General features: G+C 69.5%; 12 protein-coding genes. 5 read left to right on the top strand and 7 right to left on the bottom strand.

The features are described 5' to 3' along the window. Positions 1-132 precede the first annotated feature (132 nt). Positions 133-2,928 (top strand): nitrate- and nitrite sensing domain-containing protein, encoded by a 2,796-nt coding sequence (locus ABZU76_RS42825; RefSeq protein ID WP_354881429.1) that lies wholly within the window; start codon positions 133-135, stop codon positions 2,926-2,928. A gap of 150 nt (positions 2,929-3,078) precedes the next feature. Beyond that, complete coding sequence (locus tag ABZU76_RS42820; RefSeq protein WP_354881426.1) at positions 3,079-4,647, top strand: hypothetical protein; 1,569 nt, start codon at positions 3,079-3,081, stop codon at positions 4,645-4,647. Between the two features lie 274 nt (positions 4,648-4,921). Here ABZU76_RS42820 and ABZU76_RS42815 read toward each other — a convergent pair whose 3' ends face one another. The 3 genes from ABZU76_RS42815 to ABZU76_RS42805 form a co-directional block, all read right to left on the bottom strand. After that, positions 4,922-5,104 carry a hypothetical protein gene (locus ABZU76_RS42815; RefSeq protein WP_220245572.1) on the bottom strand — a complete coding sequence of 61 codons (183 nt, stop codon included), beginning with the start codon at positions 5,102-5,104 and terminating at the stop codon, positions 4,922-4,924. Between the two features lie 276 nt (positions 5,105-5,380). Continuing rightward, positions 5,381-6,313, bottom strand: coding sequence for a type I pantothenate kinase (coaA, locus tag ABZU76_RS42810; RefSeq protein ID WP_354881423.1), 933 nt, complete (start codon positions 6,311-6,313; stop codon positions 5,381-5,383). A gap of 138 nt (positions 6,314-6,451) precedes the next feature. Then, positions 6,452-7,084, bottom strand: coding sequence for a macro domain-containing protein (locus ABZU76_RS42805; protein ID WP_354881420.1), 633 nt, complete (start codon positions 7,082-7,084; stop codon positions 6,452-6,454). 98 nt (positions 7,085-7,182) lie between these two features. Between ABZU76_RS42805 and pheA the strand changes: the two genes are divergently transcribed. Next, positions 7,183-8,088 (top strand): prephenate dehydratase, encoded by a 906-nt coding sequence (pheA, locus tag ABZU76_RS42800; protein WP_354881417.1) that lies wholly within the window; start codon positions 7,183-7,185, stop codon positions 8,086-8,088. Beyond that, a complete protein-coding gene (locus ABZU76_RS42795) occupies positions 8,085-8,699 on the top strand; it encodes a histidine phosphatase family protein (protein WP_354881414.1) in 615 nt (204 codons plus the stop codon). The genes pheA and ABZU76_RS42795 overlap by 4 nt, the downstream gene beginning before the upstream one ends. 117 nt (positions 8,700-8,816) lie before the next feature. Here ABZU76_RS42795 and tenA read toward each other — a convergent pair whose 3' ends face one another. Next, on the bottom strand, positions 8,817-9,767 hold the full coding sequence (tenA, locus tag ABZU76_RS42790) for a thiaminase II (RefSeq protein ID WP_354881411.1): 951 nt from the start codon (positions 9,765-9,767) through the stop codon (positions 8,817-8,819). Between the two features lie 55 nt (positions 9,768-9,822). Between tenA and ABZU76_RS42785 the strand changes: the two genes are divergently transcribed. Continuing rightward, the gene (locus tag ABZU76_RS42785) at positions 9,823-10,254 is read left to right on the top strand and encodes a DUF4232 domain-containing protein (protein ID WP_354881408.1); all 432 of its coding nucleotides are present in this window, start codon (positions 9,823-9,825) and stop codon (positions 10,252-10,254) included. A gap of 4 nt (positions 10,255-10,258) precedes the next feature. On the opposite strand, the gene ABZU76_RS42780 is transcribed toward ABZU76_RS42785, so the two are convergent. The 3 genes from ABZU76_RS42780 to ABZU76_RS42770 all read right to left on the bottom strand — a co-directional run bounded on the left by ABZU76_RS42780 (position 10,259) and on the right by ABZU76_RS42770 (position 12,236). Then, entirely contained in the window at positions 10,259-10,753 is a 495-nt protein-coding gene (locus ABZU76_RS42780; protein ID WP_354881405.1) for a hypothetical protein, read from the bottom strand. A 126-nt stretch (positions 10,754-10,879) separates the two neighbouring features. Beyond that, on the bottom strand, positions 10,880-11,230 hold the full coding sequence (locus ABZU76_RS42775) for a metallopeptidase family protein (protein WP_220245580.1): 351 nt from the start codon (positions 11,228-11,230) through the stop codon (positions 10,880-10,882). Position 11,231: 1 nt separating this feature from the next. Then, positions 11,232-12,236, bottom strand: a complete 1,005-nt coding sequence (locus ABZU76_RS42770; RefSeq protein ID WP_220245581.1) for a septum formation family protein — start codon at positions 12,234-12,236, stop codon at positions 11,232-11,234. Positions 12,237-12,265 lie beyond the last annotated feature (29 nt).

Below are 12,265 nucleotides of genomic sequence, written 5' to 3'. Positions count from 1 at the left end.
AATCCCAAACCCTACGTCTGGACCAAGACCGCCGACCACATCCTCGACACCCTCGCCGCCTACTGCCAACGAATTAACGACTCAGGACACTAGCGTGGTTGGCCGGGTTGGGGAAAAGCGGAAGGAAGGGCCGTGGAGTACCTGCGCAGGCGCGTGGTCCTGATCGCGTTCGTGCCCGGTGCGGCGCTGGTGCTGGTGGCGTTGGTGATCGGGATCTTCCTGGTGCAGCAAGCGAATCACGTGCGCGGGCTGGCGGACGAGACGGCGCGGGCGTCGAACGACGTGACGCGAACCGTGGTGGGGTTGCAGGAGCGGCGGGGCAACGCGCTGCTCGCGGGCGACCGGCTGGCCGAGTACGTCAGCTATACGCAGCGTATCGACGACGCCCTCGCCGGCCTGCGAGAGCTCACCCGGGCGGCGCCGGATGCGGAGACGGCGTATCAGCAGAACACGGCCGTGGATCTGCTGGTGGCGACCGAAGGTTTGTACCGAGCGGATTCTCTCGCGCTGGCGGGCCTCGATGGAACCACGCGGCGGCTCTTCACGGACGCGGTGGGCGGGTACCGGACGACGCTGGCGAGCGCGGCGGGCAGGCTCACGCAGAGTGGTCGGGAGCGGTACGAAGAGCTCGTTCGCGGTGAGGACTGGGGCACGCTGACGGCGGTCGAGAACGCCTACGCCGACGCGGCGCCGCTGCCGGTCGCGATGCCGACGTGGCGCGCGGCGACGGCGGTTGCGGGACGTGGGTTGGGGGAGCTCTTCGCGCAGCAGAACAACTTCGCGGTGCAGATGACGGTTGATCACGCTCACCGGACTTTGGGCGGGGCGCTCGCCGGCGGGGCGGCGAGCGTGGTGTTCGCCGGCGTGGTGATGGCGGTGGCGGTGCGGCTCGCCCGGCGCGGAAAGCCGCGGAGCTGCGGCAGGCCGAGGTGGAGCGGGCGACCGGGCAGGAGACGGAGTCGCGGCAACGCTCGGAACCGCGGCGGAGCATGGTGGAGCAGCAATCCCTGGAGCCCGAGCGAAGCGCGGAGCTGCGGCAACGCTCAGCGCCGCGGCACAGGGCCGCGGCAGCACGAAGCGGCGCGGCGTCCCGCTGAGCGCCGGCACGGCACAGTCCAGGGGCCGAAGCGTGGCATCCGTGCCGTGGTGACGGGGCACGCGCCGATGCCGTGGCAATGCAAGGCCGCGGCAGAGCAAGCGAGCCGGCCCGGGACGGTGCCGAACCGATCCGCGTGGTGGCGCAGGGCCGGACCGCGGCATCGGAGCGAAGCGGCGCCGATCCGACCTGTGGCGAGGGTGTGGGAGGCCGGCCACGGGATGCGTCGCGATGGCGTCGGTCCGATCCGCGGCGGGCGGCGGGACCGGTCGCGATGGCGCCCAACCAACCCGGGAGACATCGCCGCACCGAGCCCCCACGCGCCGGCCCGCCAGAGCCCTCAACCGACGGCCCGCCAGAGCACCAAACGACGAGAACCACAGGTCACCCGCGGTGCGCGGTTGGGCCGGAAAGAGCACGCAGTTGGCCCACACGCGCGGCGAACGGCATGCGGCAGACTGGTGCCCGTGAGTGCTCCCCCGGATCTGCGGTCCTACCTGCGTACGTTGGACGCGGAAACGCTGGCGGACCTGCTGTACGCCCAGGTGCGGCGTGACCCTGAGTTACGGCATTCGCTGGAACTGCGGTGTGCCACTCAATCGGGTGAAGTTGCTGAGGCGCATCGGCTGTTGGACACGGCGGTGCAGGACGGCAATGTCGAGTACACGGCCAAGGTGGGCGCCGTGCTGGACACCTTGGAGCGGTTGCTCGATGCGGGCAGTCCGGCGGACCTGGCGCCGCTCGCGCGGCGGACCGTGGATGACATCGGTGAAGTGCTGGAGCAGTCCGGGGATCCGTTCGGTGACCTCGGGGACAAGCTGGACTTCGCCGTCGAGTTGTACGCGCGGGCGTGTGTTGCGCGGCCGCCGGATGTCGAGCAGTTGGCCGAGTGGCTGCTGGAAGTGGAGTTCGACGGGCCCGGAAGGCCGACGATCGCGCTGGCGGATTTCGCCGAGGCGTTGGGGGAAAAGGGACTTGAGCGGATCAAGTCTACTGTGGACGAAATACTGACAGCCGGGCCGACGGGGTATCGCCGGGACGTCGCGGAGCGCATGCTGGAGGAGCTCGCCGAGGTGCGCGGGGACGTGGACGCGCTGGTCGCGATCCTCTCCGCCAAGCCGCCGCGGGTGGATGTGAGCCTGAAGATCGTGCGGGTGCTGCGGGCGGCCGGGCGGCACAGCGAGGCCATCGCGCATGCGGCCCGCGCGCTCACTCCGCACAAAACGCACCAAAACCCGCACCAGAACCTCCAACAAACCCTCCCCGAGCCGGAAGACGAGACGGTCGCCTTGCGGCGCAAGGAGTTCGACGAGGCGCCGGGCAACGTCACGTACACGGCGTTGCGCGAGGCGGCCGTCGAAGCGGGCGTGTGGTCGGTGCAGCGCGTCGCGGCCCTCGCGCGGCTGAGGGAGCGCGCGGCCGACAGTGAAGAAGGCGCCGAAGAGCTCGCCCGGGCGCTGCTCGCCGAGGATCGGCCCGACGAGGCGTGGCGCGCGTGCGTGCGCTTCGGTGGGTCGCTGGCGTTGCGCGTGGAGCTGGCCGCGTCGCGCGAGGTCGCGCACCCGGCCGAGACGATCCCGGTCTACCGCAGCCAGGTCGAGCAGCTCATCGAGCAGAAGGACCCGCAGGCCTATCGCGAAGCAGCGAAGCACCTGAAGAAGCTGCGCACGCTGCACAAACGCGCCGGCACGGCGGAGGAGTTCACGGGATACCTGGCCGACTTGGTGAACGTTCACCGGCGCAAGACGCGGCTGATCGCGGAAGTGCGCGCGGCTCGGATCGCGTTGCCGAAACCGCGTAACCTTCCGGCGTCTGACTCGTTGACCAGCTGAAACACCTCGCACGTAGCTCTTCTCCGCGACGTCGCGGTGGTCCCTCTTCGCAGCCGGCTCCCTGGCCGGTCGCGGATACCGCGCCCGGGGCCACCGCGGCCGCGCGTCCCGCGGATCCGCACCCGCACCAGCGATGCAACGATGTTCCGCATGAGTCCGGTGAGCCGCGCCCGCAAGAAGACCCCCCAGCCCGCCACGCCCAGCGTGAACGGCCTGTTCAAGGACGTCCTCCGGGACTTCTCCGCCGTCGCGGCGGAGCCCGGCCCCTTCGACGTCGAGCTCCTCGCCTCCGAGGTGGTCGGGCAGTGGTGGGACCTCACGATCGAGGGCGAGCCCGAGGGCGGCGAGCAGCTGGGCCTGGAGCTCATCGCGTTCGCGCAGCGCAAGATCACGCCCGGCGCGGCGGCGCTGCTGGCCGCGCTGAAGGTGCTGGCCGAGACCGAGGAGGAGCGCTCGGCGGCCGCTGAGGCGCTCGCCGTGGTGCTCTCGCGCGGCATTCCCGAGCCCGAGTGGGCCGGTGAGGTCGGCCGCGTGTCGGTCGGTGAGATCTGGCGGACCGGCGACGTCTACGGCGACGAGTCCTCGCTGCTGTGCACGTTCTCCCGCGGCGACGCGACGCTCGGCCTGCTGGCGCTGCTCGACTTCACCGAGCTCGGCCGCGTGCGCGACCTCGTGGTGATCGACGAGCCGCACGAGGTCCTGGCCGAGATGCGCACGCAGATCGCCGACGACGGCGAGCTCGTGGTCCTCGAGAAGGTCGAGCCGGCCGACGCGCACCGCCTGCTGCTCGACGGCATCGCCGCGACCGACGGTATGGACGAGCCCGACGTCGGCGAGGACTACACGCGCTTCCACGCCGTGGCGATGGCGTGGCTGCGGGCGTTGCCGGCGCCGTCAGCCGGCCGGGGTGTCGAGGAGTGGCCGGACGCGCGGCGCGACGCGATCGTGGAGCAGTTCCTCGGGGAGGTTTCGTTCGCCGACGTCGAGGCGGCGCGGTCGGTGGCGCGGCTGCTGGTGGACCACGGGTGCCGGACGGAGCCGGCGGATCCGCTGCGCGTCGGTCCGGAGAAGCTGGCGCGGTTCCTGGAGTCGTTGCTGGGTGGGGAGTACGAGGTCGAGGACGAGGATCTCGTGCCGCCGGTGGTGCTGGCGTGGGCTTCTTGGGCCGCGGCTCGGGGCGGGTTGTCGGAGGTTGCTTCGGCTGCTCTCGTCGAAGACGTGAAGGAGTATTTGGCGGAATACCTGTCCGATGAAGATGAGTCCGAAGAGGATGAGGTTTCGGATTATCTGGACGGGACGGAGTCTGCCGAAGAGGTTTTGGGGGTTGTGGAGCGGCGACGGTTTGCTGTGCCGGAGTTGTCCACGGTGATCGGGGATGAGGAGCTGACGGATTTGGATCCGTCGGATCCGGAGCAGCGGCGGATGCTGGTCATCGGTGGGCATCCGGAGTATCACGAATCGTTGGCGAATGACGAGTTCGATGGTGCTGATGGACTGAGGCTGGCGTTGGAGACGTCGGTGGTGGATCAGCTTTGGGAGGACTCGCCTGAAGAGGTTTGGGTGGCGGCCCAGAAGTTGATCGAGAAGGGGTTGACGAGGGAAGAGGTTTTGGGGGAGTTGGTCTCTGTGCTGGAGGGGCAGCTGGAAGAGGCTGAGGATGAGGATCGGTTGGATTATGATTTGGAAGGGTATCGGGAGGCGTTGACTGCGGTTGAGTGATCGCGGTTTCGGCTCGATCCGCTGGCGCGGATCATTGCGCTGGGGGTAGCGCAGAATGGCACCCCGATTTTTTAGTGTCACTACGGTCTGGACTATTTGTCAAGGCGGGAAAGAGTGCCTTGACAAATAGTCCAGACCGCGTGGAAGGCGGGGATCGAGGTGCAGGACCGGGTCTGGGTGCATTGGTGAGTGTGTAGATCTGGTGCGGTTGTGTGGTGAGAAAAGCGAAAAACATAAAAGAAAGCCCCGGCCGGTGTGGCTGGGGCTTTGTTGTTTATGCCGTTGGAGTTTGGCCAGGGACTGCGGGGACGGGGACGGTGGCGGCTGCGGTGGCGGCCTTGCGGCGGCGTTCGCGGATGGCTTCGTCCAGGTCGACCAGGAAGGTGCTGGCGGCCATGGCGACGAAGAGGGCCAGTCCGAGTACTGCGCCGATCCACGTGAGGACGATGGAGAACATCGGGGGCCTCCTTCCCAGGTCAGGTGCGAATTTCCCTTCTGTTCAGGGTCGCTTTCACGAGGCTCGCCCGGTATCGGCCAACTGGTTACGAAGCCGCCCCCCGAACTGGCCGATCGGCCGAGGTCGGGGGGCGGAGGGTGAGGGTGTGGGGCAGGTGAGGGCTATGTGGGTGACAAAGCCGCCGACAGAGCCGATGACAGAGCCGCCGACTCGGCCGCCGAACAAGCCATCGACGCGCCGAAGGACGGGCCACCCGCAGGGCCGACCCCGAAGCCGTCAGAGCTTGCGCAGGCGCACGCGGTTGATGGAGTGGTCGGCGTCCTTGCGCAGCACCAGCGTGGCTCGTGGGCGCGTCGGTTTGATGTTCTCCATGAGGTTCGGTTCGTTGATCGTGCGCCAAAGGTGGCGGGCTTCCTCGCGGGCCTCGTCGTCGTCCAGGCCGGCGAAGTGGTGGAAGTGCGAAGCCGGGTCGGAGAACGCGGTGTGGCGGAGCTTGAGGAAGCGCTCGACGTACCAGCGTTCGATGTCGTCGGTGTGCGCGTCGACGTAGATGGAGAAGTCGAACAGGTCCGAGACGGTCAGGCGCTGGCCCGGCTGCAGGACGTTCAGCCCCTCGATGATGAGGATGTCCGGGCGCTCCACGACCTGTTCCTCGCCGGGCAGGATGTCGTACGCGAGGTGCGAGTACACGGGCGCCGACACGCGCTCGGCGCCGGATTTCACCTCGGTGACGAAGCGCAGCAGGGCGCGCCGGTCGTAGCTTTCCGGGAAGCCCTTGCGGTGCATGATGCCCCGGCGGGTCAGCTCGTCGCGCGAGTACAGGAACCCGTCGGTGGTCACGAGGTCCACGCGCGGGTGGTCCGGCCAGCGGGCGAGCAGCGTGCGCAGGATGCGGGCCGTGGTCGACTTGCCGACCGCGACGCTGCCGGCGACGCCGATCACGTACGGCACCTTCGTGCTGACGCACTCTTCGCCGAGGAACGTGGTGGTGGCTTCGTACAGCTGTTGCCGGGCTTTGACCTGCAGGTTGATCAGTCTCGACAGCGGCAGGTAGACGTCGGCCACCTCGGCCAGGTCGATCTGCTCGCCGAGACCCCGCAGCCGAACCAGCTCATCGGCGGTCAGGGGCAGTGGGGTCGAGCTGCGCAGCTCCCGCCACTGTTCCCGGTGAAGCTCGACGTAGGGACTGAGTTCACGGACCCGTGGCATCGCACACTCCTCGGCCGTCGCCTGCGCTGGCTCCGTACTGGGCACTACCTTGCGAGTAACGCTCCATCAACGGTAGGGCCTACCGCCCGTGAACGCGCTGTGATGTGCTGCACGCGGCCCGAACCGTTGCCTACGCGGTCACCGAGGGTTACGGCGGCGGCCGAAGACTTCCACCCACGCCGCGGCCACCTGGCGCGCGCACGTGGCCGGGTCGACGCCGCCGACGCCGGTGCCCAAGCCGGGCATCGCGATGGTGTCCACGACCTCGCGCACCGGCCCTTCCTCGAGCTTCCCGTGCTGCCACTGCAGGAACACCGCGCGCGCCGCGAGGTAGGGGTGCACGGTGTCCGCGGGCAGCCGTTCGCCGGGCTCGCGCATGGTCGGCGCGCTGATCAGCCACGCCGGTTCGGCCTCGCCCGTGGGCACGATCACGGCCTCGCCGATCGGCAGTTCTCCGCCGTATGAAGCCAAGACCGCGCTGCGCACGCTCTGCTCGACGCCCGGGAACGCCAGCGCGTAGACGGCGTCGATCCCGCCGCGCATCCAGCCGTAGGAGTTGGCGGGGCTCACCACGGCCTGGGCGACGACGTCCAGCACCGACCCACGGTGGACCCGGACCGTGGCGGCCTCGGTTTCGAGGCGGCCGAGGGCGTGGGTCCACGCGGCGGCGAGCGGTTCATCGACGGCGCACAACACGAGTTCCGGCGTCCGGGACGAAACCGGCGGGCCGATGTCCTCGCGCCCGGTGTGTGTGCCCGATTCGGCGGTCACGGTTCAAGCATGGCAAAAAAAGCCACCCGGCGTAACCGGTTGGCGCACCGGATGTCCGAGTGAAAACCGCCACGTGTGTTGTAAGTAGCCTGGCGGTCGTGTTGCGGATCGCGTATTTCGGCCCTCAGGGCACGTTCACCGAACAGGCCGCCCGTGCGCTCGCGCCGGGCGAGGACCTGATTCCCTACGAGACCGTCCGGCTGGCGCTCACGGCCGTCCGCGAAGGCGCTGCCGACGCTGCGTGCGTACCGATCGAGAACTCCGTCGAGGGCGTCGTGCCGACGACGCTCGACGGCCTCAGCGACGGAGACCCCCTGGTCGCCGTCGCGGAGACCATCCTGCCCATCCACTTCAGCGTGCTGACGCGTCCTGGTGGCGGCGAGATCCGCACTGTTGCGAGCCACCCGCACGCCCTCGCGCAGGTGCGGGAGTGGCTCGAGGCGAACCTGCCGGGCGCGACCGTGGTGGCCTCCTCGTCCACGGCGTCGGCCGCCGTGGGCGTGGTCGAGGGCACCTACGACGCGGCCGTGTCCGCACCGGTCGCCATCGAGCACTACGCGCTGGAGGAGCTGGCCACGGGCGTCGCCGACGTCCACGACGCGCAGACGCGCTTCCTGCTGGTCCGCCGCCCCGGCGAGCTGCCCGAGCCCACGGGCGCCGACCGCACGTCGATCGTCGCGGCGGCCGTGAACCGCACCGGCACGCTGGCCGAGCTGCTCGCCGAGCTCGCGAGCCGCGGCATCAACCTCACGCGCCTCGACGCGCGCCCGACCCGCAACAACTTCGGCGAGTACCGCTTTTTCATCGACTTCGAGGGGCACGTGGCCGAGCCGCGGATCGTCGACGCGATGGCCGCCCTGCGCCGCCGCTGCCACCTGCGCTTCCTCGGCTCGCACCCGCGGGCCGACGACGTCGCCGCCACGGTCGAAGCCGGCGCGGGCAACCAGGACTTCGTCGACGCCCAGGCCTGGGTCGACGCCGTGTTGAAGGGAGAAGGCGCGTGAGACTGTTCCTCGTCCGCCACGGCCAGACCGACGGCAACGTGCGGGGCGCGCTCGACACAGCGCTGCCCGGTCCGCCGCTCACCGAGCTGGGGCAGGAGCAGGCGAAGGCGCTCGCGGGCCGGCTCGCCGCGGAGCCGATCGTGGCCGTGTACGCGTCGCAGGCCACGCGCGCGCAGCAGACGGCCGCGCCGCTGGCCGAGGTGCTCGGCCTCGAGGTGCAGGTGATCGAGGGCGTCAAGGAGGTCGACGCGGGCGACCTCGAGGGCGCCACCGACGTCGAGTCGATCCGGACCTACCTCGAGACGGCCAAGCGCTGGACCGAAGGCGACCTCGACGTCGCGATCCCCGGCGGCGAGTCGGGCGCCCAGGTGCGGGCCCGCATGGTCGGCGCCGCTGACGACCTGCGGGCGAAGCACGAGCAGACCGACCCGGACGGCATCGTCGTGCTGGTCAGCCACGGCGGCGCGATTCGGCTCGGCGCGGAGTTCCTGGCCGCCAACGTGCCCGGCGACCTGGCAAGCAGCGCGCTCATCCCGAACACGGGCGTCGTGGAGCTGGAGTCTCAGCCCGACGGCTGGCGATGCCTTACCTGGGTCGACACGCCCCTATAGCAACCACGACGCGAGATCGCGCCGACCTCTTCCCTCGCGATGTGTCTGGCCCCCCGGGCCGGGCACATTGGGAGGGAAGAGGTTGGCTTGAGGCGATCTCGCCCGCCTCGGCGGAGCCTAGGCAGAAAACACAGGCCAGCCCTCTTGCCGGTAGGCGCTGTCCCAGAACATCCACTCGTACTCACACGCCCGGGTGAAAGCGGCGAGCATTTTTTCGCGCGTCGCCTCACCGGCGGCGTCGGCGGCGCGGTCGAGGGCGTCGCGGCCCGTGCGGACGGTCGCTTCGAACTCGTCGCCTGCGTAGGTGTCGATCCACGGCCGGTACGGATTGTCGTTTTCGGGCGACTGCCGCTTGAGGATTCCGGCGCCCACGCTCTGGTACACCCAGAAGCACGGCAGCAGGGCCGCGAGGAGTTCGCCGTAGCTGCCCGTGTGGGCCGTGGCCAGCAGGAACGACGAGTACGCGACGCACGTCGGCGACGTCTCGATGTCGGCCAGATCGGTCTCCGAAAGCCGGAACCACTTGAAGTAGCTCTCGTGCATTTCGCGCTCGATCACGATGGCGTCGCGCGCCGCTCCGGCCAGGAAGGCGACGTCGTCGACCTCCGGTGCCTTGGCCGCCGCGGCGGCCAGCGCGCGGCCGAAGCCGACGAGGTACCGCGCGTCCTGGACCAGGTAGAACTGGAATCGCTCGCGCGACAAAGTGCCGGTCGCGAGCTCTTCGTTGAACGGGTGAACCGACATGGCGTGTTGTAGTTTCACCGTGTGTTGCCATGCCTGGTGAGAAAAGCCCGTCATGATCGCCTTCCGTCTGGTGAAGAGTTCACGATGCCGGCGCAACCCGGTGCGGAGGTCGCACGTCCACTGAACGGTGGTTACCCAGCACGGGGAGGCAACTGAGATGGTAAGCACGACAAAACCACGAATTCCCTTGGTCTTTCTTGCTGCGCTGGGCGCGTCCGGCGCCCTGCTGTTGTCGGCTTGTGGTAGCGGAACCACGCCGACCGCGAGCAACACGCCGAGTTCCGACACCTCGGCCAGCACGTCCGACACGTCACCGGCGCCCACGGCCAGCTCGTCCGAGTCCTCTTCGGACGACAGCACGCCGGCGTCCGGCCGGCCGGTGGACAACGGCCTGTGCAAGGCCGGTGACGTCACGCTCTCCCTCGGCCAGGGCGACGCGGGCGCGGGCTCGATCTACCGGCCGATCCTGATCAAAAACTCCAGCAGCAAGCCCTGCACGATCCAGGGCTTCCCCGGCGTCTCCTACGTGACCGGCGACGACGGGCACCAGGTCGGCCCGGCCGCGTTCCGCGAGGGCACCAAGGGTGACGCGATCAAGCTGCAGCCGGGTCAGTCGGCTGCGGCGGACGTGCAGTTCGCGCAGGCCGCGAACTTCGACCCGGCGGTGTGCAAGCCGACGTCGGTGAAGGGCCTGCGCGTGTACCTGCCGCAGGAGACGGCGTCGAAGTTCCTGGCTGACCCGGGTACGGGATGTGCCGGGGACAAGCTGCCGGGGTTCCAGCTCGCGGTGAAGACGGTGCGGCGGGCCTGAGGTCCTAGCCCCTTGCGCAGAGTTGTTGGATGCGGATGATGTCGTCCTGTCCGGATTGGCTGTCGAAGCGGCCGGACAGGACCATTCCGTTGACGCCGGCGAGGCTCTGCGCCAGGGGTTGGTACTGGCCGTCGAAGGCGGCTGCGGCCTGGGCCAGCTCGTAGGCCGCGGTGATGCGGTGGGCCGCGTCGTCGGCCAGGCGGGTGAAGGCGGTGGGGTCGTAGCCGCTCGTCGTGTCGGGGAGGTGGCCGGCGCGGTTGAAGGCGTCGCAGGCGGCTGCCGCGTCGACGTTCGCGCCGCCGCGTTGGCCGGAGAGGCCCCAGAGGAGGCCGGTGATCAGGATTCCGATGGCGAATCCTGAGGCGGCGGCCAGGACCAGGGGTCTTCGGGACTTTTCGGCCCGGGCCGGGTTGTCGGCGGTGTCGGCGCTGTCAGTCGTGGCAGCGGCTGGGTTTTGCCGGTCGTCGTCCGGTAGGGGTGGGGTGTCGAGAGCAGTCATTCACGTCCTCCCGGCGGCCGGGTGATGTGCTATTTCAGCACCAAAACAGCCGGTGGGCACTGCTCTCGATGGAGTAGTTCGGGTGTTGAAGCTGATTCGTCATCTGGCGTCGCCGGAAGCGAGCGCTCAGCCCCAGCCGAGTTCGTGGAGGCGGTCGTCGTCGAGGCCGAAGTGGTGGCCCAGTTCGTGCATGACGGTGATGAGGACCTGCTCGACGACCTCGGCCTCCGTGGAGCACATCCACAGGATGGGGCGGCGGTAGATGGAGATGCGGTCGGGCAGGACGCCGCCGTAGTTCGTGGTGCGGCGGGTGAGGGCGACGCCGTGGTAGAGCCCCAGGATCGTGGGGGACTCGTCGTTGAACTCTTCGACCAGGACGACGACGTTGTCCATCGCGTCGGCGAACTTGGGTGGGACCTGGTCCAACGCCTCGGACACGAGCTCCTCGAAGCGCGCGCGGGTCATCTCGACCGGCATGTCAGCGGGACCCGGTGGTGCTGGGCGGGGAGCTGCTCTGGCCGCCGCCGTTGTCGGCGGGCGGACCGGCGGCGTCGGGCTGGCCGGCGTTGTCCTTGACGCTGCCGGTGACGGCCACGAAGCCGCTGCCGTCGCCGAGGGTGGCGGCGACCTTGCAGTTGACCTTGGTGGAGCCGGCGTCCCAGCTTTCCTGCTCGCGCAGGTCCCAGCCGAGGATGAGTTTCTTGGCGCTGAGGTCGGCCTTGCCGGTGTAGTCGTCGGCGGCCTTGTTGCACTCAGTGTCGAGCCACTTGTTCTGCTTGTCCTGGTCCGGGTAGCCGTCCTTGAACTGCGTGGCCAGGTCGAGCGTCGCGATGATTTCGTACGAGTGGGGGCGGCCGCAGTCGATCGGGTCGCCGACGCCCTTGCCCGCCAGCGCCAGGCACGTGCCGGGCGCCCACACGGCCGACTGGTCCTGCGTCTTCGCCTGGCCGGTGGTGGGCTGCAGGCCGCCGCCGGGGCCGGCCCACTGGAGGCCGCAGCGGAGCTGGCGGTCGCCGTCGGCCCACTGGTCGGCGCTGGGGCGCAGCAGGTTGGTGGTGAGCTTGCCGTACGGGTCGAGCGCGTGCCCGAGGTACGGCGTCACGTCGGCGTTGCACTTCGTCTGCGCGATCTGCTGCCACTGGTCGAGGTTCGGGAACGGCGCCTCGGCGTTGTACTGCGCGCCGATGTCGGCCAGGCCCGTCACCTCGAACAGGTGCGACTGGGTGCAGGGGACCTTGCGCACGTCGGACGCGTCCGGTGCGTTCCAGGTCAGGCAGCTGCCCGGGGGTGACTGGAACGCCTCCTGGGCCGCGGCCGACAGCTTGCCCTCACCGCCACCGGCCCCTCCGGCGAAGGAGTCCGTCCACGAGAACGCGACCGACAGCCCCAGTGCGATCACGGCGCCCAGGAACACCCCGGTCATCACCACGCGGGTGGTCAGGGTCTGCAGGGGCGAGCGGAACCGCTCGGCGTCGGGAGACATCGATACCCATGATGCCCGCGCCGCACGAG

The organism is Amycolatopsis sp. NPDC005232 (assembly GCF_040607795.1).
Classification (GTDB): domain Bacteria; phylum Actinomycetota; class Actinomycetes; order Mycobacteriales; family Pseudonocardiaceae; genus Amycolatopsis.
Note: the sequence above shows the minus strand (reverse complement) of the source record. Positions and strands in the feature narration are given on the sequence as shown.

Excerpts from the sequence above, each read along its gene's own strand:
- ABZU76_RS42820 (WP_354881426.1), top strand. The coding sequence starts at position 3,079 with ATGAGTCCGGTGAGCCGCGCCCGCAAGAAGACCCCCCAGCCCGCCACG.
- ABZU76_RS42815 (WP_220245572.1), bottom strand. The coding sequence starts at position 5,104 with ATGTTCTCCATCGTCCTCACGTGGATCGGCGCAGTACTCGGACTGGCC.
- coaA (WP_354881423.1), bottom strand. The coding sequence starts at position 6,313 with ATGCCACGGGTCCGTGAACTCAGTCCCTACGTCGAGCTTCACCGGGAA.
- ABZU76_RS42780 (WP_354881405.1), bottom strand. The coding sequence starts at position 10,753 with ATGACTGCTCTCGACACCCCACCCCTACCGGACGACGACCGGCAAAAC.
- ABZU76_RS42775 (WP_220245580.1), bottom strand. The coding sequence starts at position 11,230 with ATGCCGGTCGAGATGACCCGCGCGCGCTTCGAGGAGCTCGTGTCCGAG.
- ABZU76_RS42770 (WP_220245581.1), bottom strand. The coding sequence starts at position 12,236 with ATGTCTCCCGACGCCGAGCGGTTCCGCTCGCCCCTGCAGACCCTGACC.